Genomic DNA, 19,924 nt, shown 5'->3' with positions numbered 1-19,924 from the left:
GGTCCTCTCCTGGGCCGCCGCGGGAGCGGGACACTCCCCCGGACGTGACCGGCCGTCACGTCCGCGCCGGCCGGGACACGGCCTACTCCTCGATGGCTCCGCCGACGCGCCGGAGATGCCGCCGGAAGGTGTACGACGGATCGGCGTCGCGCCGGGCCAGGTAGTCGTCGAAGGCCGTCTGCCGGCGCAGCGTCTCGCCCTCCCGGATCCTGCGGGCCTGCTCGCGCTCGGTCCGCCCGATCCGGCGCGCCGTCGCCAGCACCTCCTCGACGTGCTCGGCCGCGACGAACAACACGCCGTCGTCGTCGCCGAAGACGACGTCGGCGGCACTCACCAGGTACGGCCCGAATCGCGCGGTGGCCAGCGCCTCGGGTTCCCGTTCGTCCAGCCGCACCGGACCGGGCGGGTAGCGGCCGTAGCTGAACACCGGGAGGCCGATCTCCACCAGCTCCGGCGTGTCGCGGTGCAGCCCCCACACCACCAGGCCCGCCACCCCCGCCGCCTCGGCCTCCAGCACCGCCAGGTCGCCGACACACGCCTCGTCCGAACGCCCGCCGTTGTCGACGACCAGCACATCGCCGCGCCCGGCCCGGCCGAACGCCTCCAGGAACACGTCCACGCTGCCGTAGTGCCGCGCCGGCAGCGCGCGTCCCGCGATCCGGCGTCCGGGGACGACCGGGCCGATACCGGGCGGCGCGGCGCGCAGCGGCAGGCCGCCGCGGACGCAGGCATCGGCCACCAGCGGCGTGGACAGGTCGGCGAAAGCCTCCAGCATGGCGTTCTCCCCTGCTCGGGCCTCCTCGGCGCCGGCGGCGCGCGGACGCGGCGAGGGGGACGTCGACGGTGTCCCCCGATCTTACCGAGCGGCACGACCGGCACCGGGATCCGCTGACGGCCGGCCCGATCGGCCGTGCCGCTCGGGCCGGGACCGTGGTCCGGGCGGCACCGCCCGGACAGCGTCAGGGCGCCGTCAGGGCGCCGTCAGAACACGGTCAGCCGACGGCGCAGTCCCTTCCGTTGAGGGTGAAGCTCGCGGGGGCGGGCGGGGGACCGCTGGACGAGGCGACGAACCCGACCTGCACCGTCGAGCCGGGGGCGATGACCCTGTTCCAGTGCTTGCTCGTGCCGACGATCCGTGAACCGGCCTGGCTCCAGTCCGCCGACCAGCCCGAGACGAGGCGCACGCCCGACGTCGGGTAGTGGACCGTCAGTGTCCAGTCCTCGAACGCGATCGTGCCGTTGTTGCGCACGGTGATGTTCGCGGTCAGCCCCGAACCCCACGTCGTCGCGCGGTACGACACCGTGCACGACGGCGGCAGCGGACTCGGCGAGGGGAGCCCCTCCCTGGCCAGGACGGACAGCGGGTCGGACGGCGCGCTGAGGTTGCCGGCCGCGTCCCTGGCGACCACGACGTAGGTGTAGCGCTGCCCGATGACCACGCCGGGGTCCCCGGAGCTCTGGTACGAGGGATAGGTGGTCGTGCCGACCTTGGCGTAACCCGTCGCGGTCTCGCGGTAGACGTCGTACCCCGTCACCGCCACGTTGTCGCTCGACGGCTGCCAGCAGAACGCGACGCCCCGGTAGTCCCACAGGCAGGGCTCGTTCAGGCCGGTCGGCTTGGACGGGGGCACCCGGTCGCCGGGCAGCGGGGTCGGTGAGGAGGTCGGGGTCATGCCGACTGTCGCGGACACCGTGATCAGGGCGGAGGGCGAGCTGACGTTCCCCGCCGCGTCCCTGGCCACGACGTACATCGTGTACGAGCGGTTCAGCTCGCCCGAGAAGCCGCCGATCGTGCCGGTCGTGGTGGTGGCGAGGACGAAACCGCCGGCGTCCAGGCGGTACAGGTCGTAGCCGACGACCCCCGTGTCGTCCGTCGAGGGGTCCCAGCAGATGGAGGCGTAGCCGGTCGGGGTGGCGGCCTGCGGCACCGGGCAGGGCCGCGTGCCGGCGGGACGCGTCGGCGGGGTGGTGTCGTCGGCCGCCCCCACCTGAGCGACCACGTACGGGGCGCCCCTCGCCGGGGCGGCGGCCAGCGCCGTCTCTCCGGCCGGGCCGATTATCAGTGCGGCGGCGAGTAACGCCAGGGAGAGGAGTCCGAGGGTGAGAAGGACCGCCACAAAGGATCGCCTGCCGAGTTGCATGATGCCCCTATCGAACCGCGTCGGCGTGTGACCCCCCGCAGGAATTGTGAATCATCTTCGGCACCCCGTAAAGCCGCGATGTCACCGGTCGAAGAAAGCGCAGGGGGCGAGGACGGCCGGGTCTCCGGAGGGGGCCCGCCGGTCACCGCCCGAGGGTGCTCTCCCTGACCATGAGCCGGTAGCCCGCGCCCACCTCCTTCGGGGGACGGTCGGCGGGGCCGTCGATTCGCTGCTTGAGCAGGTCGACCGCGGTCCGGGCCAGCTGGGCCTTGTCGGGGGCGACCGTGGTCAGTGTCGGGGTGCTGAAACGGCCGTCCTCGATGTCGTCGAGGCCGGCCAGCGCGACGTCCTCGGGCACTCGCAGGCCGGCGGAGAGGACGGTCCGCATGGCGCCCAGCGCCAGCAGGTCGTTGAAGCAGAAGACCGCGTCGGGCGGTTCGGCGCGCTCCAGCAGCGCGGCCATCGCCGCCGCCCCCTGGTCCCTGCGGTAGCGCTCGACCGTGGCGACCGTCTCGGGCAGCCCGTGGGCGGCCATGGCCTCGCGGTAGCCGGCGAGGCGGAGCGGGGCGGTGCCGCTGGCGGCGTTGTCCTCGGCGCCCAGCGCGGCGACGCGGGTGCGGCCGAGCCCGATCAGATGCTCGGTGACGTCTCGCGCCGCCCGCACGTTGTCGATGGCCACGTGGTCGGCGGGGCCGTCGTGGATCCGCTCGCCCAGCAGCACGAGCGCGGTGGCGTCGGTGCGCGCCGCGAGCTCGTCGGCGCCGATGGCGATGGGGCTGAGGATCACCCCGTCCACCCGGTGGTCGCGGACCCCGTCCAGGATGCGCCGCTCCCGCTCCAGGCGGCCGTCGGTCTGCTCGATGACCACCAGCCACCTCAGCTCGGCCGCGGCGTCGATGACAAACCTGGACAGTTCGGCGAAGTAGGGGGCGTCGAGCTCGGGCAGCGCCAGGGCGATCACGCCGGTGCGTCCCTGACGCAGGCTCCTGGCCGACAGGTTGGGCCGGTACTCCAGTTGGGAGAGCGCCTCCTCGACCTTGGCCCGTGTCACGGGCGACACGTGGGCGTACCCGTTGACGACGTTGGAGACGGTCTTCACCGACACCCCCGCCAGGCGCGCGATGTCGCGCAGGCTCGCACCCACCCGCTCCCCCATTCCCGCCGCGGTCTCCGCCGTCCGGCTCGGCCGACGCTCCACGAACCGTACGAGATCCGATTGCGACGATCGTAACGCCCCGGTATCGACTTCCGAAGCAGCTGTTTACAACGTTGAAACAACGTTGTAGAAACCCCCTACCACGAAATGTCGCGTTAACAGAGAGGTCGTGTCTTGGCGACCACCGCCCGTCTCACCCTGGACCCCGCCTTCCGAATCGGCCCGGTGGAGCCCCGGCTCTTCGGTTCCTTCGTCGAGCACATGGGCCGCTGCGTCTACACCGGCGTCTTCGAGCCCGGCCACCCGCTGGCCGACGCCGACGGCCTGCGCACCGACGTGCTGGAGCTGACCCGCGAGCTCGGGGTGACGCTGGTCCGCTACCCCGGAGGCAACTTCGTCTCCAACTACCGCTGGGAGGACGGCGTCGGCCCGGCCGAGGAGCGGCCGGCACGGCTGGACCTCGCCTGGCGGAGCCTGGAGGGCAACCGCTTCGGGCTCAACGAGTTCATGGCCTGGGCCGCCAAGGCCGGGGTCGAGCCGATGATGGCGCTCAACCTCGGCACCAGGGGGGTGGCCGAGGCGCTGGAGCTGGTCGAGTACACCAACTACCCCGGCGGCACGCGCCTGTCGGACCTGCGCCGCTCGCACGGTGTCGACAAGCCACACGACGTGCGGCTGTGGTGCCTGGGCAACGAGCTGGACGGCCCGTGGCAGATGGGGCACAAGACCGCCGCCGAGTACGGCCGGCTCGCCGCCGAGACCGCGCGGGCCCTCAAGCGCTTCGACGACGGCCTGTCGCTGGTGGCCTGCGGCAGCTCCAACAGCGGCATGCCGACGTTCGGCGCCTGGGAGGCCGAGGTGCTGGAGGCGACGTACGAGATGGTCGACTACATCTCGCTGCACGCCTACTACGACCCCTCCGACGGCGACGCCGACTCCTTCCTCGCCAGCGGCGCCGACATGGAGCACATGATCCGCTCGATCACGGCCACCGCCGACCACGTGGGCGCGAAGCTGCGCAGCAAGAAGCGGATCAGGCTCTCCTTCGACGAGTGGAACGTCTGGTACCAGAGCCGCTTCTCCGGCGAGTCGTCGCTGGACTGGGAGGAGCGCCCGCGGCTGATCGAGGACACCTACGACGTGACCGACGCGGTGGTGGTCGGCAGCCTGCTCATCACGCTGCTGCGCAACACCGACCGGGTCGGCGTCGCCTGCCAGGCGCAGCTGGCCAACGTGATCGCCCCGATCAGGACCGAGCCGGGTGGCCCTGCGTGGCGGCAGAGCATCTTCCACCCGTTCGCGCTGACCGCGCGGCACGCCCGCGGCCAGGTACTGCGGGTGGAGCCGGAGTGCGAGGTGATCCCCACCGCCAAATACGGGGAGGCCCCCGCGATCTGGGCGACCGCCACGCACGACGAGGCGACCGGCGAGCTGACGCTGTTCGTGGTCAACCGCGACCGGAACGCCCCGTGCGCGCTGGAGCTCACGCTGCCCGAGGGGCTGCGGCCCGTGGAGCACCTGGAGCTCACCGACGACGACCTGTCGGCGGTCAACTCCGCCGACGCGCCCGACCGTGTCGTCCCCCGGCCGGGCGAGGGCCCGCGCCTGGAGGGCCGTCGCGCCTTCCTGAACCTCTCACCTGTCTCGTGGAACATCGTCCGCTTCGCTCCCCTTTCCCCCCAGGAGTAGGAACATGACCAGTCCTCTGTCCCGCCGCTCGTTCATGGGCCTGACCGGCGCCGCCGGTCTGACCGCCGCGCTGGCCGCCTGCGGCGGCGGTACCAAGCTCGGATCCGGTGCCTCCTCCCCCGCCTCGGCCGCGCCGACCTTCTCCGGCGGGGAGTACTCCGGCCCCAAGGTGACCCTGGACTACTGGAACGGCTTCACCGGCGGCGACGGCCCGCACATGCGGACCATGCTGGAGGCGTTCAACAAGGAGTACGCCGGCCGCATCGAGGTCCGCAACGTCACCCGGCGCTGGGAGGACCTCTACCCGGCCATGCCGACGGCCATCACCGCGGGCAAGGGCCCGGACGTGGCGGTCATCCACAACGACTGGATCGGCACCTTCGCCACCCGCAAGACGCTGATCCCGCTGGACGACGTGGTCGGCGCGCTGGAGCTCAGCGAGTCCGACTTCATCCCCGCGGTGTGGAACGCCGGGATCTACGAGGGCAAGCGCTACAGCGTCCCGCTGGACGTGCACAGCCTGGCCGACTACTGGAACGCCTCCCACCTGGAGAAGATCGACCTCGACGACGCCCCCGCCGACAGGGCCGGGTACGAGGACGCCCTGGGCAGGCTGAAGGAGGCCGGCATCGAGAACCCGTTCTGGATGCCCAGCAAGTGGCCCGCCCACCTGATGTTCATGAGCCTGCTCTGGCAGTTCGGCGGCGAGCTCTACAGCGAGGACGGCGCGAACGCGCTCTGGGGCTCCGAGGCGGGCGCCAAGGCCCTGGGCTGGATGGTCGAGCAGATCGACAAGGGCTTCAGCCCGGCCAAGGTCGCCCAGGACAGCCAGTACGCCGCCTTCAAGAACGACAAGGTCAGCTTCACCTGGGACGGCATCTGGCAGATCAACGACCTGAAGACCAACGCCAGGTCGCTGAAGTGGGGCATGTCCCCGATCCCGAACATCGGCGGCACGGCCGCGGCCTGGGCCTCCTCGCACAACTTCGTGATGACCTCCCAGGCGGGCAAGGACCCCAACAAGGTCCAGGCGGCCAAGTTCTTCATCGACCACATCAGCCGCCAGTCCACCGAGTGGGCCAAGGCCGGGATGATCCCGGCGCGCAACTCCGCCCGCCAGGACCCCGCGATCGCCGACCTGCCGCAGATCAGGCTGGCCTCCGACGTGAACATCTTCCGCTTCCTGCCGCCGCTGCCCGGCGTCGGGGACGTGCAGTCCAAGGCGCTGGAGCTCGCGGTGGCCAAGGCCGTGCTGAAGCAGGCGTCCCCGGCCGACGCGCTGAAGGAGGGCGTGGCGTCCGCCGACAAGCTGCTCGCCGCCAACAAGCGGAAGTACGAGAAGTGAGCCTGCTCGCCGACCGGAAGGGCCGGTCCCCTGCCGGGGACCGGCCCTCCGCCGCCGGGACCACGCCAAGGATGCGGCCCTGGACGCCGTACGCCTTCCTGGCCCCCTACCTCGCGCTGTTCACCGTCTTCATGCTGCTGCCGATCGGCTTCGGGTTCTGGACCAGCCTGCACGAGTGGGACATCAACCTCCCCGACAAGCCGTTCGTCGGGCTGGAGAACTACGCCGAGCTGTTCGACCCGGCCAGCGTGGACGGCTCGCGGTTCTGGACGGCCATGCGGGCCACCGGCATCTTCACCGTCGCGTCGGTGCCGCTGCTCATCGTGCTGCCCCTGCTGGTCGCGCTGCTGATGAACGGCCGCTTCGCGGGACGCAACGTCTACCGCGCCGTCTACTTCGCGCCGTACGTGCTGGGCGTGGCGGTCGTCGGGTTCGTCTGGCAGTTCCTGCTGGACGGCAACATCGGCCTGGTCAACCACTACCTCGGCCTGGACGTGCAGTGGACCACCGACGTGCCGCCCGCCTGGGTCGCCCTCGTGGGCGTGACGGTCTGGTGGACGCTCGGCCTGAACTCGGTCATCTTCCTCGCCGGGCTCCAGGACATCCCGCGCGAGCTGCACGAGGCCGCGATGGTCGACGGCGCCTCCGCCTGGCACCGGTTCCGCTCGGTGACCCTGCCGGGGCTGCGGCCGGTCACGGTGTTCGTGGTCAACGCCACGATCCTGGCCTCGGCCAACATGTTCGGCCAGTCCTACATCATCACCCGCGGGGCGCCCGCCGACCAGACGAAGACCGCGATCTACCTCATCGCCGAGACCGGCCTGCGCCAGTTCGACATGGGCACCGCGTCCGCGATGAGCTTCATCCTCGCCGCGTTCCTGATGGTGGCCAGCGCCCTGGTCTTCGGCGCCTTCAGAGACAGGAGCACGCGATGACCCTCGACACCCGGCGGCTGCGGCGCGCCCTGCTGCACCTGGTCCTGGCGGTGATCGCGGCGCTGTACCTGAGCCCGCTGGTCTACATGTTCGTCACCTCGTTCAAGACCCGCGAAGCGGCCGGCTCCACCGAGCCGCAGTGGATCCCCGACCCGATCTCGCTGGACGCCTACCGGCAGCTGCTCGGCAGCGCCGACAGCCCGATCATGACGTGGTTCCTCAACAGCCTCGCCGCCGCCACCGGCCACGCGGCCCTGGTCCTGGTGACCGCCGCGCCGGCCGCGTACGCGCTGGCCCGGCTCCGCTTCCGCGGCCGGAGCACGATCTTCGCGACGGTCGTGGCGACGCTGTTCGTGCCGCCGGTGGTGCTGCTGATCCCCAACTTCCTGATCGTCAACGAGCTCGCCTGGGTGGACAGCCTGCCCGCGGTGATCGTCCCGGCGGCGGCGGGGGCGTTCGGCGTGTTCTTCCTGCGGCAGTTCTTCATCACCCTGCCCGGGGAGCTGGAGGAGGCCGCCGAGCTCGACGGCTGCAACCGGTGGCAGATCTTCACCACCATCGCGCTCCCGCTGGCCCGCCCGGCGCTGGTCACGCTGTTCCTGCTGTCGTTCCTGACCAACTGGAACGACTTCCTGTGGCCGATCTTCGTGCTGCTCAGCCCCGAGTCCCTGACCCTCCCGGCGGGCCTGGGCAACTTCCAGAGCGCCAACAGCATCCGCTACGACCTGCTGATGGCCGGGGCGGTGATCGCCAGCATCCCGGTGATCCTGATCTACCTCGTCGCCCAGCGCTGGGTCATCGAGGGCATCTCCCGTTCGGGCCTGAAGGGATGAGCGGGCCCGCCGCCGGTGGGCTCTCGCCACCGTCCGCCGCCGGCTCGTAGCGTGAGCCCTCCACGACCGGCGCCGCGCCGCCGGCGCGTGCCGCCACCCGGACCCGGCGGCGGTCGCCGTCGCGCTCACCGCCCAACCCCGCGGGGGTGGCTGAGACCGTGCGGGGCGTGCTCGCGGCCGGACCCAGCGTATGGTCCTTTCCGGAAAGACGGCGGCAGGAAGGTGGGGACCCATGGCGTGGGCCGGCTACGAGCTGGAGTTCGAGGACACCTTCGAGGCTGACCGCCTCGACGAGGATCGCTGGGTTCCCCGATATCTGCCCCAGTGGAGCGACAGCGCGGCCTCCGCCGCCCGGTACGAGCTGGACGGCGGGCGTCTGCACCTGCTGATCGAGGAGGATCAGCCGCCCTGGTCACCCGAGCTCGAGGGGTCGCTCCGCGTGTCGTCGCTGCAGACCGGCGTCTTCGCCGGTCCGGTGGGAAGCACGATCGGACAGCACAGGCGCGGTTCCAGGGCCGTCGTGCGTGAGGCCCAGCGCAACGTCCAGCTCTACACCCCGAGGTACGGGCTGATCGAGATGCGGGCCAAGGCGATCGACGACCCGGGATGCATGGTCGCGCTGTGGATGATCGGCTACGAGGACGAGCCGGAGCGCTCCGCCGAGATATGCGTATGCGAGATCTTCGGCCGGGACGTCGGACCGGACAGTGTGAAGGTAGGGATGGGGCTTCACCCGTTCGGGGACCCGGAGATCACCGACGACTTCACAATGGAGACCCTGCCCATCGACGCAAGGGAGTTTCACGTCTACGCCGCCGAGTGGACGTCCGAGCACGTCGCCTTTTTCGTCGACGGGTGCCATGTCCGGACGGTTCACCAGTCGCCGGGCTATCCGATGCAGCTGATGCTGAACATCTACGAGTTCCCCGAGCCGGACGGGCCGCCGAGGCCCGGACACGCCTATCCCAAGCGGTTCACGGTCGACTACGTCAGGGGCTACCGTCCCGTCGCCTCCGGCTGAGCCGGTCGGCGTCGCCACCACCTCAACCGTCGCCACCGCGGCTTCTCCTTCCACTGGACAGTCGGGCGTGTCGTACAGGGGCCGGCCGGAGACGCCCCTGATTGTTCACGGGAGCCGGGGGCCGAGGAGGAGCAGGGGCAAAAATCCGCACACCGGTAGTGATGCGGTTTTGACGACGGCATCCCGCAGCACTGCCTGCTGGACAGCTGATCGTCAAGGTGATGTGTGGCGGCAACCGGCCTGCGGACGGAGGGGCGCCGACGGAACCACGCGCTGAGACAGCTCCCACAACTCGTCAGGAACCAATCGATGACGGTAGGGCGGTGCGGCGCTGCGGGCGGCGGGTGCGCTAGTCGTCGTCCTGCTCGACGGCGTTCCACAGGAAGGCGCTGCTGCCGGTGATCTGGCTGCTGCGGGAGTCGGACGTCGCCGAGCCGTTCACCGCGTCGTCGTCCTCGGCCGCCGTCACGGTGAGAGGCTGAGGGACGTCCCAGTTGTCCGGGGTGAAGGTCAGCGGCGGTCCGGCGGACAGGTCCGTGTCGCCGTAGACCCGCGCGGTGCCCACGATGACGTTGCCCGGGGGCTGCTGGCTGAGCCGTACCTGGACGCTCGCCGTGCCGCCCTCGGGCACCGTGAGGTTGGAGGGGGAGATGAGGATCCGCAGCCGCGGGGGTGAGGGCGAGGGTGGCCGCGGCCGACGTCACAACCCTGTTCCTTGACGAGCCCTTACCGAGTCTCACGAATGACCGGCCTCCCGTTGAGGCACCCCGTTGGCCGCCGCCCGTCCGCGTCGGCGGTTTCAGGTTCGGACGGTTCTCGGAGGATGTACAGACACCGTCGTCGCCCGTACGGTCATCGCCTCCCCGGAGCCCGTGCGAGACCTGGGGAAGGGCCTTCAGACCTCGGGAAACGCCGCCCTCACACCCGACGCCCAAGCGGGGACGGCAGGCGGAACCGGGCGAAAGATTCACGCGGCGCCGGCGGCCCGACCGGCGAGCCGCCGGTGACCCGTGCGGTGGTCAGCGGGCTGTCGCCGGGCAGTGGGATGCGGGGGCGCGGCCCGGCGGCGGTCGCCGTCGCGCTCGCCGGTCTACTTGTAGCGGAAGTAGACGAAGAGGCGGCCGTGGTTCTTGGCGTCCTTGTCGATGCGGTGGTAGAGGGCCTTGATCTCCTTCTGCTCCAGGAAGCGCAGGACCTTCTTCTTCAGCTGGCCCGAGCCCTTACCGGGGATGATCTCGACCTCGGTGGCCTTCTTCCTGATGGCCTCGTCGATGATGCCCCGCAGCGCCTTGTCGATCTCTCCGCCCTTGTTGTAGAGGGGGTGTAGATCAAGCTTGAGCTTCAACCGAGCCTCCCGCGTGTCAGGTGGGGCCAGTTTACGCGGGGCGGGCCGCCCCGCCTTCTCGGCCGCCCCGCCCTCTCGTCCGCCTCACCTTCGCTGCGGGCACGCTCCCGCCGTGATCACGCCGGTCCGTGATCTCACATCGCGCCGGTACGGAGAAAGCCCGACGCCACCGACCTCGGGGAGACCGGAACATCGGCCCAGTCTGCAATCAAATTTGACCAATTCCCATGATTATTGTGTCAATTTAATGATCTAGGCAAACAAATGCCCTCTAGTTAGGCTCCCTGTCATGATCGGCCGCCTTTACCGGGTGGCCGATCGCGCGTCACCCACCGGGGAGGGTCACGGCCTCCCCGGCATGCCCTGCCCCGGGCGCGCGGGTGGCCTCCCTCCCTGTGGCGTGGCGGTTCACGCGTGCCTACAGGGAGGTCTCGTTGGCCAGAAAGCCCTACTCACCGAGGATCAGACGCGTGGCGGTGCTCGCCGCCGGCGTCGGGCTCGTCGCGGCGATGGCGCCGCCGGCGAGCGCGGATCCCACCCCCACCCCCACGCCGTCCGCCAAATGGACGGCGACTCCCCTGACCGGGGGTGAGCCGGTCCAGGGCGCGAAGTCCCCCACCGGCAAACTCGCCCGGAGTGACGAGGGGCTGCTGAAGTCGACCTCGGGCGCCACGGTCAACGTGATGGTCAAACTCGACTACGACTCTTTCGCCGCCTATCAGGGCGGTCTCGAAGGACTTCCCGCGACGAGCCCGGCGAAGACCGGAAAGGCTCTTGACATCAAGAGCGGCGACGCGCGGAAATACCAGAAGCACATCGAGGACGTCGAGAACACCTTCCTCGCCGAGCTGGCCAGGAACGTGCCAGGCGCCAAGGCGGGCCAGAGGCTGCGGACCGTCTACGGCGGCATCGCGCTGCGCGTCCCCGCGAACAAGGCGGCCGCGCTGCTGAAGCTGCCCGGTGTCGCCGCCGTCCAGGAGGACAAGCCCGAGCAGCTGCTGACCGACTCCAGCCCCGCGTTCATCGGAGCGCCCGCGATCTACAGCAAGCTGGGCGGCAGCTCCTCGTCGGGCAAGGGCGTCATCGTCGGCATCCTGGACTCCGGCGCCTGGCCCGAGCACCCCCAGTTCGCCGACCCCGGCACGCTGCCCGCCGCGCCCGCGACCAAGGACGGCACGCCGCGCGTCTGCAACTTCGGCGACAACCCGCTCACCCCGGCGGCCGACCCGTTCGTCTGCAACCGGAAGGTCATCGGCGGCGCCCCGTTCCTGGAGACCTACAACGCGAACATCGGCGGCGAGACCTTCCCGGACAGCGCCCGCGACTCCAACGGCCACGGCACCCACACCGCGACGACCTCGGCGGGCGGCCCGGTGGCCGACGCGAACCCGCTCGGCATCAGCCGGGGACCGATCCACGGCATCGCCCCGGCGGCACACGTGTCGGTCTACAAGGTCTGCGGCGTGGAGGGTTGCTACCCCTCCGACTCGGCCCAGGCGGTCGGCCGGGCCATCCTCGACGGCGTCCGCGTGATCAACTTCTCGATCTCCGGCGGCACCTCCCCCTACAGCGACCCGGTGGAGCTCGCCTTCCTCGACGCGTACTCGGCGGGCGTGCTCGTCTCGGCGTCGGCGGGCAACGCCGGTCCCGGTGCGGCGACCGTCAACCACGTCAGCCCGTGGGTGACCACGGTGGCGGCCTCCACGCAGACCAGGACCTTCCAGTCGACGGTCACGCTGTCCGGTTCCGGCGGCGCGACGGCCACGGTGAAGGGCGCCTCCATCACCCCGGGCATCGCCTCCCCGCTGCCGGTGGTGCGGGCCTCGGCCCCGCCGTACTCCAACCCGCTCTGCACCTCGCCCGCGCCCCCGGGCCTGTTCACCGGAAAGATCGTCGTCTGTGAGCGCGGTCCCGACCGGGTCCTGAAGGGCTTCAACGTCCGGCAGGGCGGCGCGGCCGGGATGATCCTGTACAACGCCACCCCGCTCGACGTGATGACGGACAACCACTGGATCCCCTCCGTCCACGTCGACAAGCCGGAGGGTGACGCCCTGCTGGCGTTCCTGTCGGCCAACCCCGGCGCGACGGCCTCGTTCACCCAGGGCACCAAGACCACCTGGCAGGGCGACGCGATCACCACGTTCTCCTCGCGCGGCCCCGGCGGCGACTTCCTCAAGCCGGACGTCACCGCCCCCGGCCTGCACATCCTGGCCGGTCAGACCCCGCTGCTCGAGGGTCCGGCCGGCGGCCCGCAGGGCAACCTGTACCAGGCCATCTCGGGCACCTCGATGTCGTCGCCGCACGTCGCGGGCTCCGCGGCCCTGCTGTTCGCCCTGCACCCGGACTGGACGCCGGGCCAGGTGAAGTCCGCGCTGGAGACGACGGCCAAGACCTCGGTCACCAAGCAGGACCGCGTCACCCCGGCCGACCCGTTCGACACCGGCGGCGGGCGCGTGGACCTGACCAAGGCCGGCGACCCCGGCCTGACCCTGGACGAGACCGGCGAGAACTTCACGGCCTCGGCCGACGACCCGCTCAACCGCATCGACCTGAACCTGCCGTCGGTGAACGCCCCGATCATGCCGGGACTCATCACCGCCAAGCGGACGTTCACCAACGTCACGAACAAGACGCTCACCTTCACCGCCACGGGCACGACCGTGAGCGGCGCGAACATCACGGTGCTGCCGCCGCTGTTCAGCGTGAAGGCGGGCAAGAGCGTCAAGCTCAGCGTGGTCATCACCGCACCGGACCTGCCGGAGGGCCAGTACTTCGGCCAGGTGAACCTCAAGCAGGTCGGCGGCTCGCGCAACCTGCACCTGCCGGTCGCGTTCGTCCGCAACGAGGGCGCCATCCCGGTGGACCAGACCTGCGCACCGGCCACCATCCCGCGCGACACCGGCGAGTCCACCTGCACGGTCACCGTGCAGAACGACACCCTGGAGAACGCCGAGGTCACGGCGGTCAGCACGCTCGACGGCAGGCTGCGCCTGAACTCGGTGACCGGCGCCACCAAGGTCGGTTCCCAGATCGCGACGACGAAGACCACCCTCGCGGCCAGGCAACCGGACAGGCCGGGCATCGCCCCGGGCACCGGCCCGGCCCCGTACCTGCCGCTCGACGCCTTCGGCATCGCGCCGACGCCGATCGGCGACGAGCAGGCGATCAACTTCACCGTGCCCCCGTTCCAGTACGCGGGTAACACCTACACCAGGCTCGGCATCGTCTCCAACGGCTACACGATCGCCGGGGGAAGCTCGGGCTCGGCCGACGTCTCCTACCAACCGCAGACCCTGCCCGATCCCGCGACCCCGAACAACGTGCTCGCCCCCTACTGGACCGACCTGGACGGCACCGGCGCGCCGGGCGTCTACGCCGGCACGCTGACCGACGGCGTGAGCGACTGGCTCGTCATCGAGTGGCGGGTCAACCTCTACGGCACGAGTGACCTCAAGGTCTTCCAGCAGTGGATCGGCCTGAACGGGACCGAGGACATCACCTACACCTACGACTCGGCCAACCTGCCCGGCGATCCTCCGGCGGGCTACGGCCTTACCGTGGGCGCCGAGAACGCAGACGGCACCGCGGGCGGCCAGATCAGCGGCCCGCCGGCCGAGGACCTCCGGGTGTCCAGCACGCCCGGCGCCCCGGGAGGCAGCCTGAGCTACACAATGAAGATCAAGGGCGTCAGTCCCGGGATCGGGACGGTGACGACGGGCACGTCGACACCGCAGGTCAAGGGCCTGACGATCGAGGTGGACAGGATCACCGTGCAGTAGCGGGAAACGCGACGGGCCCGGCGCGGCGCGCCGGGCCCGTCCTGGCTCGTGAGCCCGGGCCCGTCCGGGCTCACGAGCTCGGGCTCAGCGGTGGAGGTAGTCGACCAGGTGTGCCTTCTCGGTCTCCAGCGCCTCGATGGAACTCTTGACCACGTCGCCGATGCTCACGATCCCGGCCAGCCGGCCGGCGCTCACGACCGGCACGTGCCGGATGCGGTGCGTGGTCATGGTCTGGCGGAGGTCGTCGACGTCGGCGTCCGGCGGGCAGGTGCGGACCTCGGTCGTCATGATCGACGACACCGGCTCGTCCAGCACGCGGGCGCCGCGGTCGTGCAGCCGCCGCACGACGTCGCGCTCGGAGACGATGCCCGCGATGGACGAGCCGTCCTCGGACACCACCACGGCACCGATGTTCTTCTCGGCCAGAACGGCCAGCAGCGCGGCGACCGTCGCGTCCGGGCGGACGGTCGCCACCTCCGCCCCCTTGCCTTGCAGAATCGTACCGATCAGCATTGACACCACCTCGGTTCAGCCTGGCGCGGGTATCCCATTTCTTTGCCCCTTTGCGCCACACGCTAAGCGCTGAAATGGGCAAAGTGTGTGACTGTCAGATAACGGGCAGCAGCCGTACCGCGTCAAGGGCCAGCGTGAGTTCCACGATGTCGAGCGGGCGCGCGAGCGACCGGCCGGTGAGCTGCTCGATGCGGCGGATGCGGTTGAAGACCGTGTTGCGGTGGCAGTACAGCTGCCCCGCGGCGCGCATGGCCGAGCCCTCGCACCGCAGCCACGCCTCCAGGGTGCCCAGGAGCACCTCCCGGTCGGCCTGGTCGAGGGCGAGGATGGGCCGCAGCACAGCACCGCTGAGGTGACCGGCGAGCTCGGGCTGGCTGACCACCAGCGCGGCGGGCAGCCTGTCCTCCAGCCTGGCGATCTCCGGGCCCTCGCCCACGCAGGTCCGCAGGGCCAGCTCGGCGAGCCGCCTGGCGCGGCCCAGTTCCGCCAGCCCCTCGACGACCGGGCTGATCCCCGCGCATCCGGTGACGTGCGGGCGGAGCTCCTCGGCCAGGTCGTCCATGTTCGCGTCGTGCAGCAGCACGACCGAGACCTCGTAGTCGGGGCGCATCCGCCACAGCAGGCGCATCACGCCCAGGGCGGTCGGCCTGGGGGCGTCGTCCCCGTGGTCGTGGCGGCCGGGCAGCCGGGTGATGACGACGGCGTACCGGCCCAGCTCGGGCAGGTCGAGCCCGGCGGCGGCGCTGCGGACGAGGGAGGCGTCGACCCGGTCCTCCAGGAGCGCGTCGAGCAGGGCCTGGACCCTCTCGGCTGTGCGGCCGAACATCTCGGCCTCCCGTCTTCGGTAGGCCTCGGCGGCGGCGATCGCCTGCCTGTCGATGGCGTGCCACACCTTCGTGGCACTGCGGAGCAGGACCGGCAGGCTGTCTGACTCCTCTTCGGCGACCACGTCGATGAGGCCGTCCCACATCACCTGCGCGGAGAGCCGGTAGCTGCGCAGCAGGGAGTCCATGGGCAGTCCCTGCTCGGCCCTGCGCCGGGCGGTCTTCTCCGCCTGCGGCAGGTCACACCGTTCGGAGCGGGGCAGCAGGATGGCGCCGATGCCGTCCCGCATCGCCTCGTAGACGCTCTGCCAGTGGTCGTCGGTGGGGACCATCCGCCGGTACGCCTCGTCGGTGTCGCGGATCTTCGCGACGAGTTCGTCGGTGAGCTCGGGAAGCCTCAGCAGCAGCCTGCGGGCGGCCAGGCGCATGATCCTGCGTACTTCTTCGTCCGTAACCGGGCGGGTCCCCATCTGGGGATCGTGACAGCAAGGCACCTAGCCGAACAAGGTTCTGTTCTGTTTCGTGATGCGGGGTTGTGCGCGCGCACAACCGGCACCCGTCCCGCATGGGCGCCCGCCCCGACTTCACCCTGCCCTCTGGACGCCGGTGAAGCGCCTCGGTTGGGTGCGTTCATCGGCTGTCAGGAGGCACACATGGACGTGCACGACCCTCGCCCGCCCGGAGATTCCGGGCTGGTCGTCAGGGATCTGGCGGTGAGTTACGGCCCGGTCCTGGCCCTGCGGGGTGTCTCGCTGGACGTCCCGCGCGGTTCGGTCGTCGCGGTGCTCGGCGGTAACGGCGCGGGGAAGTCGACCCTGCTGCGCGCCGTGTCGGGCACCCTCAGGTTCCACCGGGGCGGGATCACCGCGGGCGAGGTCGGGTTCGGCGGTACGCGGCTGTCCGGCGCCGCCACCTCGGCCGTGGTGGCGAGAGGCGTCGTCCAGGTGCCCGAGGGGCGCAGGGTCTTCGCGCGGATGACGGTGGAGGAGAACCTGCGGGCCGGCGCCCTCGGCGCGCCCGACCGGCGGTCGGCGGCCGAGGCGAGGGAGAGCGTGCTCGCGCTCTTCCCCGTGCTCGCCGAGCGCGCCGGGCAGCGCGCGGGCCTGCTGTCCGGCGGCGAGCAGCAGATGCTCGCCATCGGCCGCGCGCTGATGGCCAGGCCGAGGATGCTGCTGCTGGACGAGCCCACCCTCGGTCTCGCTCCGATGATGGCCGCCAGGATCGCCGACACCATCCGCGAGATCAACACCGGGGGCACCACGGTGCTCCTGGTGGAGCAGAACGCCGCGATGGCCCTGTCCCTGGCCTCGTACGCCTACGTGCTGGAGGTCGGCGAGGTTGTGCTGTCGGGACCGGCCGCCGAGCTCGCCGCGAGCGACGAGGTGCGCCGCCGCTACCTGGGCATCGAGGACCCGGTTCCGGTCGTCCCGGGATCCGCGGGGAAGGCGGCGGCCGCCCGCCCGGCACTGGCGAGGTGGTCCGCGTGAGTGACACATACCAACCGGACGGTACGGATACTTCCATTCCCCGGCTCGACGTGCGTGACGTGACCGTGCGCTTCGCCGGGCTCACCGCGCTGGACGCCGTCGGCTTCAGCGTCGAGCCCGGCAGCGTCCACGCGGTGATCGGGCCCAACGGGGCGGGCAAGTCGACCTGCTTCAACGTCCTGTCGGGCGTCTACCGGGCCACCTCGGGCAGCGTGCGGTTCGGCGACGCGGAACTGACCTCCCTGGCCCCGCACCGCATCGCCGCCCTGGGCGTGGCGCGCACCTTCCAGAACATCGCCCTGTCGCCGCGCCTGTCGGTGCGGGACAACCTGATGCTCGGCCGCCACCGGCTGACCCGCGCCGGGTTCGTCTCGGCCGGGCTGCGGCTGCCGTCGGCCCGGCGCGAGGCGGCAGCACACGGCGAGCGGGTAACCGAGATCGCCGCGTTCGTCGGGCTCTCCGAACGGCTGGCCACGCCTGTCGGGCTGCTGCCGTACGGCGTGCAGAAGCGCGTGGAGCTGGCGCGGGCCCTGTGCATGGAGCCCCGGCTGCTGCTGCTGGACGAGCCGGTCGCCGGCATGAACGGCGGCGAGCGCCGCGACATGGCCGAGCTGATCGTCGCGGTGCGGGAGAGCCTCGGCATCTCGATCCTGCTGGTCGAGCACGACATGGGGATCGTCATGCGGCTCGCCGACGCGGTGACGGTCCTGGACTTCGGCAGGCGCATCGCGGACGGGTCCCCCGGCGAGGTGCAGAACGACCCCGAGGTGGTCCGCGCCTACCTGGGCGCGGCGGCGGAGAGCACACCGGCCAAGGACGAGGAGGTCGCTTCGTGATCACTTTTCTCGAACTCCTGGTGAACGGGATCTCCGTCGGAGCCGTGTACGCGCTGATCGCCCTGGGCTTCGTCATCATCTTCAAGGCGACCGAGGTGGTGAACTTCGCGCACGCCTCGCTGCTGCTGGTCGGCGGCTTTATCGTGGCCAAGACGCACCCGTCGGTCGGCTTCTGGACCGCCCTGCTGCTGGGCGTCGCCGGGGCGGCCGTGGTGGGCGCCCTGATCGAGTTCCTGATCATCCGCAGGGCGAACGTCGCCTCGCACAGCGTGCTGGCGATCGTGACGATCGGCGTCGACATCGTGCTGACGACCGAGCTGACCAGGCAGATCGGCACCGACGTGCTCGCCCTGGGCGATCCGTGGCACGACCGGGTGCTGCATTTGGGAGCCGTCAGCGTCGCCCAGACCCGGGTGGTCGCGTTCGCCGTCGCGGCGGCCCTGATCGCCGCGTTCCTGCTGGCGTTCAAGTACACGAGCTGGGGCATCGCCATGCGCGCCACCGCGGAGGACGCGGAGACCGCCGCGCTGATGGGCGTGCGGCGCGGGCGGGTCTCCATGGGGGCCTGGGCGGTCGCCGGGGCGCTCGCCGCCGTCGCCGCGCTCTTCCTGTGCGTCTTCCCCACTCCGGGGCTGGACCGCAGCACCACGTTCGCGGCGATGAAGGCGTTCCCCGCGGCGATCCTCGGCGGCCTCGACTCCACCACGGGGGCGCTGGCCGGAGGGCTGATCATCGGCATCACCGAGGCCATGATGAGCGGCTACCAGAACGACCTGGCCTTCCTCGGCCGGGGCATCGGCGACGTCGCCCCGTTCCTCGTGATGATCGTTGTCCTGCTCATCCGCCCCGCGGGGCTGTTCGGGACGAGGGAGCTGGCACGTGTCTAAGAAGGTCATCCTCTCCTGCGTCGCGCTGGTCGCGGTGGCGATCGCCGTACCGTTCTACCTGGAGGGCTTCTGGCTGCAGGCCGGGCTCTTCGCGATGTCGGCGGCGATCGGGGCGATCGGCATCAACCTGCTGACCGGCGCCACCGGCCAGCTGTCCATGGGCCACGCGTTCTTCCTCGCGGTCGGCGCGTACGCCTACGTCTACTTCGGCTCCGAGCCGGAGGGCGGCGCGCACGCCCTCGGCGGCCTGGGCCTGCCCACGCCCGTCGCGGCACTGCTCGCGGTGCTCACGGCGGGTGTCGCGGGCGGGGTGTTCAGCCCCATCGCGGGTCGCCTGAAAGGCGCCTACCTCGGTATCGCCACCCTCGCGCTGATCTTCGTCGGCCAGCACGTGCTGTTCAACGCCGAACCCGTGACGGGCGGGTACAACGGGCGGACGGTGCCGCCGATGGAGCTGTTCGGGTTCGCGTTCGCCGACACCCCCGAGCTGGTGGTGGCGCAGGTGCCGTTCGGGTCGCTGGAGCGGCTCTGGTTCCTGGGGCTGGTCCTGCTGACCGGCGCGGCGCTGTTCGCCCGCGGGGTGCTGCGCGGCCGTCCCGGGCGGGCCATGAACACCATCCGCGACCACGAGATCGCGGCCGGGGTGATGGGCGTGCCGGTGGCCCGCTACCGCGCCGGGGTGTTCGTGCTGTCGTCGATGTACGGCGGCCTGGCCGGGGTCCTGATCGCGCTGGTCTTCCAGCGCACCGTGCCCGACTACTTCGGCCTGCTGCTCTCCCTCGACTACCTCGCGATGATCATCATCGGCGGGCTCGGCTCCGTCGCCGGCGCGGTGATCGGCGCGATCTTCATCTCGATGCTCCCCCAGCTGCTCAGCCGCTACAGCGACGCCCTGCCGCTGGTGGCCGAGCCGGGCTCGGGCGGGGTGTCGCCCGCCGAGGCGGCCCGCATCCTGTACGGCGCCGCCGTCGTCGTCATCGTCCTCTTCCTGCCCGGCGGGCTGCTCGGCCTCGCCGGGCGCCTGCGCCTGATCGCCCGCCGGCGGCTCACCCCCGCCTCCACCCGCCAGGCCCCCGCGACAACAAAGACTCCGCTGTCTCCCTCTCCCTCCCCCGACCCAAGGAACTGATGAC

Annotated in this window: 17 protein-coding genes; 10 read left to right on the top strand and 7 right to left on the bottom strand. The window is 71.1% G+C overall.

The genetic code is table 11. From position 1 onward, the window contains the following. Positions 1–82 precede the first annotated feature (82 nt). The 3 genes from ACTOQ2_RS02650 to ACTOQ2_RS02640 form a co-directional block, all read right to left on the bottom strand. Positions 83–775, bottom strand: coding sequence for an RraA family protein (locus tag ACTOQ2_RS02650; RefSeq protein ID WP_440098005.1), 693 nt, complete (start codon positions 773–775; stop codon positions 83–85). A 217-nt stretch (positions 776–992) separates the two neighbouring features. Continuing rightward, complete coding sequence (locus ACTOQ2_RS02645) at positions 993–2,117, bottom strand: cellulose binding domain-containing protein (RefSeq protein ID WP_440098004.1); 1,125 nt, start codon at positions 2,115–2,117, stop codon at positions 993–995. Positions 2,118–2,283: 166 nt separating this feature from the next. Continuing rightward, positions 2,284–3,339, bottom strand: coding sequence for a LacI family DNA-binding transcriptional regulator (locus ACTOQ2_RS02640; protein ID WP_440098002.1), 1,056 nt, complete (start codon positions 3,337–3,339; stop codon positions 2,284–2,286). A 132-nt stretch (positions 3,340–3,471) separates the two neighbouring features. Here ACTOQ2_RS02640 and arfA point away from each other — a divergent pair, with 132 nt between their 5' ends. The 5 genes from arfA to ACTOQ2_RS02615 all read left to right on the top strand — a co-directional run bounded on the left by arfA (position 3,472) and on the right by ACTOQ2_RS02615 (position 9,120). After that, entirely contained in the window at positions 3,472–4,986 is a 1,515-nt protein-coding gene (gene arfA / locus ACTOQ2_RS02635) for an arabinosylfuranosidase ArfA (protein WP_440098000.1), read from the top strand. A gap of 4 nt (positions 4,987–4,990) precedes the next feature. After that, entirely contained in the window at positions 4,991–6,331 is a 1,341-nt protein-coding gene (locus tag ACTOQ2_RS02630; RefSeq protein ID WP_440097999.1) for an extracellular solute-binding protein, read from the top strand. A 71-nt stretch (positions 6,332–6,402) separates the two neighbouring features. After that, the gene (locus ACTOQ2_RS02625; RefSeq protein WP_440064863.1) at positions 6,403–7,266 is read left to right on the top strand and encodes a carbohydrate ABC transporter permease; all 864 of its coding nucleotides are present in this window, start codon (positions 6,403–6,405) and stop codon (positions 7,264–7,266) included. Further along, complete coding sequence (locus ACTOQ2_RS02620; protein WP_440097997.1) at positions 7,263–8,099, top strand: carbohydrate ABC transporter permease; 837 nt, start codon at positions 7,263–7,265, stop codon at positions 8,097–8,099. The genes ACTOQ2_RS02625 and ACTOQ2_RS02620 overlap by 4 nt, the downstream gene beginning before the upstream one ends. 232 nt (positions 8,100–8,331) lie before the next feature. Further along, positions 8,332–9,120 carry a glycoside hydrolase family 16 protein gene (locus ACTOQ2_RS02615; RefSeq protein ID WP_440097996.1) on the top strand — a complete coding sequence of 263 codons (789 nt, stop codon included), beginning with the start codon at positions 8,332–8,334 and terminating at the stop codon, positions 9,118–9,120. 349 nt (positions 9,121–9,469) lie between these two features. Here ACTOQ2_RS02615 and ACTOQ2_RS02610 read toward each other — a convergent pair whose 3' ends face one another. Continuing rightward, a complete protein-coding gene (locus tag ACTOQ2_RS02610) occupies positions 9,470–9,751 on the bottom strand; it encodes a hypothetical protein (RefSeq protein ID WP_440097995.1) in 282 nt (93 codons plus the stop codon). 459 nt (positions 9,752–10,210) lie between these two features. Next, positions 10,211–10,465 (bottom strand): Smr/MutS family protein, encoded by a 255-nt coding sequence (locus ACTOQ2_RS02605; protein WP_329093428.1) that lies wholly within the window; start codon positions 10,463–10,465, stop codon positions 10,211–10,213. A 470-nt stretch (positions 10,466–10,935) separates the two neighbouring features. Here ACTOQ2_RS02605 and ACTOQ2_RS02600 point away from each other — a divergent pair, with 470 nt between their 5' ends. Further along, positions 10,936–14,244, top strand: a complete 3,309-nt coding sequence (locus ACTOQ2_RS02600; RefSeq protein ID WP_440097994.1) for a S8 family serine peptidase — start codon at positions 10,936–10,938, stop codon at positions 14,242–14,244. An 84-nt stretch (positions 14,245–14,328) separates the two neighbouring features. On the opposite strand, the gene ACTOQ2_RS02595 is transcribed toward ACTOQ2_RS02600, so the two are convergent. Beyond that, on the bottom strand, positions 14,329–14,757 hold the full coding sequence (locus ACTOQ2_RS02595; protein WP_440097992.1) for a CBS domain-containing protein: 429 nt from the start codon (positions 14,755–14,757) through the stop codon (positions 14,329–14,331). Between the two features lie 94 nt (positions 14,758–14,851). Further along, on the bottom strand, positions 14,852–16,051 hold the full coding sequence (locus ACTOQ2_RS02590) for a PucR family transcriptional regulator (protein WP_440097990.1): 1,200 nt from the start codon (positions 16,049–16,051) through the stop codon (positions 14,852–14,854). Between the two features lie 183 nt (positions 16,052–16,234). On the opposite strand from ACTOQ2_RS02590, the gene ACTOQ2_RS02585 reads away from it, so the two are divergent. The 4 genes from ACTOQ2_RS02585 to ACTOQ2_RS02570 are packed head-to-tail and all read left to right on the top strand — an operon-like array spanning position 16,235 to position 19,920. Beyond that, positions 16,235–17,068: an ABC transporter ATP-binding protein gene (locus ACTOQ2_RS02585; protein WP_440097988.1), complete on the top strand. Its 834-nt coding sequence runs from the start codon at positions 16,235–16,237 to the stop codon at positions 17,066–17,068. 50 nt (positions 17,069–17,118) lie between these two features. After that, positions 17,119–17,904: an ABC transporter ATP-binding protein gene (locus tag ACTOQ2_RS02580; protein ID WP_440097986.1), complete on the top strand. Its 786-nt coding sequence runs from the start codon at positions 17,119–17,121 to the stop codon at positions 17,902–17,904. Then, on the top strand, positions 17,901–18,791 hold the full coding sequence (locus ACTOQ2_RS02575) for a branched-chain amino acid ABC transporter permease (RefSeq protein ID WP_440097984.1): 891 nt from the start codon (positions 17,901–17,903) through the stop codon (positions 18,789–18,791). The genes ACTOQ2_RS02580 and ACTOQ2_RS02575 overlap by 4 nt, the downstream gene beginning before the upstream one ends. Beyond that, a complete protein-coding gene (locus tag ACTOQ2_RS02570) occupies positions 18,784–19,920 on the top strand; it encodes a branched-chain amino acid ABC transporter permease (RefSeq protein WP_440097982.1) in 1,137 nt (378 codons plus the stop codon). The genes ACTOQ2_RS02575 and ACTOQ2_RS02570 overlap by 8 nt, the downstream gene beginning before the upstream one ends. Positions 19,921–19,924 lie beyond the last annotated feature (4 nt).

The sequence above is a fragment of the Streptosporangium sp. H16 genome (assembly GCF_051918855.1).
Lineage (GTDB): Bacteria > Actinomycetota > Actinomycetes > Streptosporangiales > Streptosporangiaceae > Streptosporangium.
Note: the sequence above shows the minus strand (reverse complement) of the source record. Positions and strands in the feature narration are given on the sequence as shown.

Coding starts and splice junctions, on each gene's coding strand:
- ACTOQ2_RS02650 (WP_440098005.1), bottom strand. CDS start 775: ATGCTGGAGGCTTTCGCCGACCTGTCCACGCCGCTGGTGGCCGATGCC.
- ACTOQ2_RS02630 (WP_440097999.1), top strand. CDS start 4,991: ATGACCAGTCCTCTGTCCCGCCGCTCGTTCATGGGCCTGACCGGCGCC.
- ACTOQ2_RS02625 (WP_440064863.1), top strand. CDS start 6,403: ATGCGGCCCTGGACGCCGTACGCCTTCCTGGCCCCCTACCTCGCGCTG.
- ACTOQ2_RS02620 (WP_440097997.1), top strand. CDS start 7,263: ATGACCCTCGACACCCGGCGGCTGCGGCGCGCCCTGCTGCACCTGGTC.
- ACTOQ2_RS02615 (WP_440097996.1), top strand. CDS start 8,332: ATGGCGTGGGCCGGCTACGAGCTGGAGTTCGAGGACACCTTCGAGGCT.
- ACTOQ2_RS02595 (WP_440097992.1), bottom strand. CDS start 14,757: ATGCTGATCGGTACGATTCTGCAAGGCAAGGGGGCGGAGGTGGCGACC.
- ACTOQ2_RS02590 (WP_440097990.1), bottom strand. CDS start 16,051: ATGGGGACCCGCCCGGTTACGGACGAAGAAGTACGCAGGATCATGCGC.
- ACTOQ2_RS02585 (WP_440097988.1), top strand. CDS start 16,235: ATGGACGTGCACGACCCTCGCCCGCCCGGAGATTCCGGGCTGGTCGTC.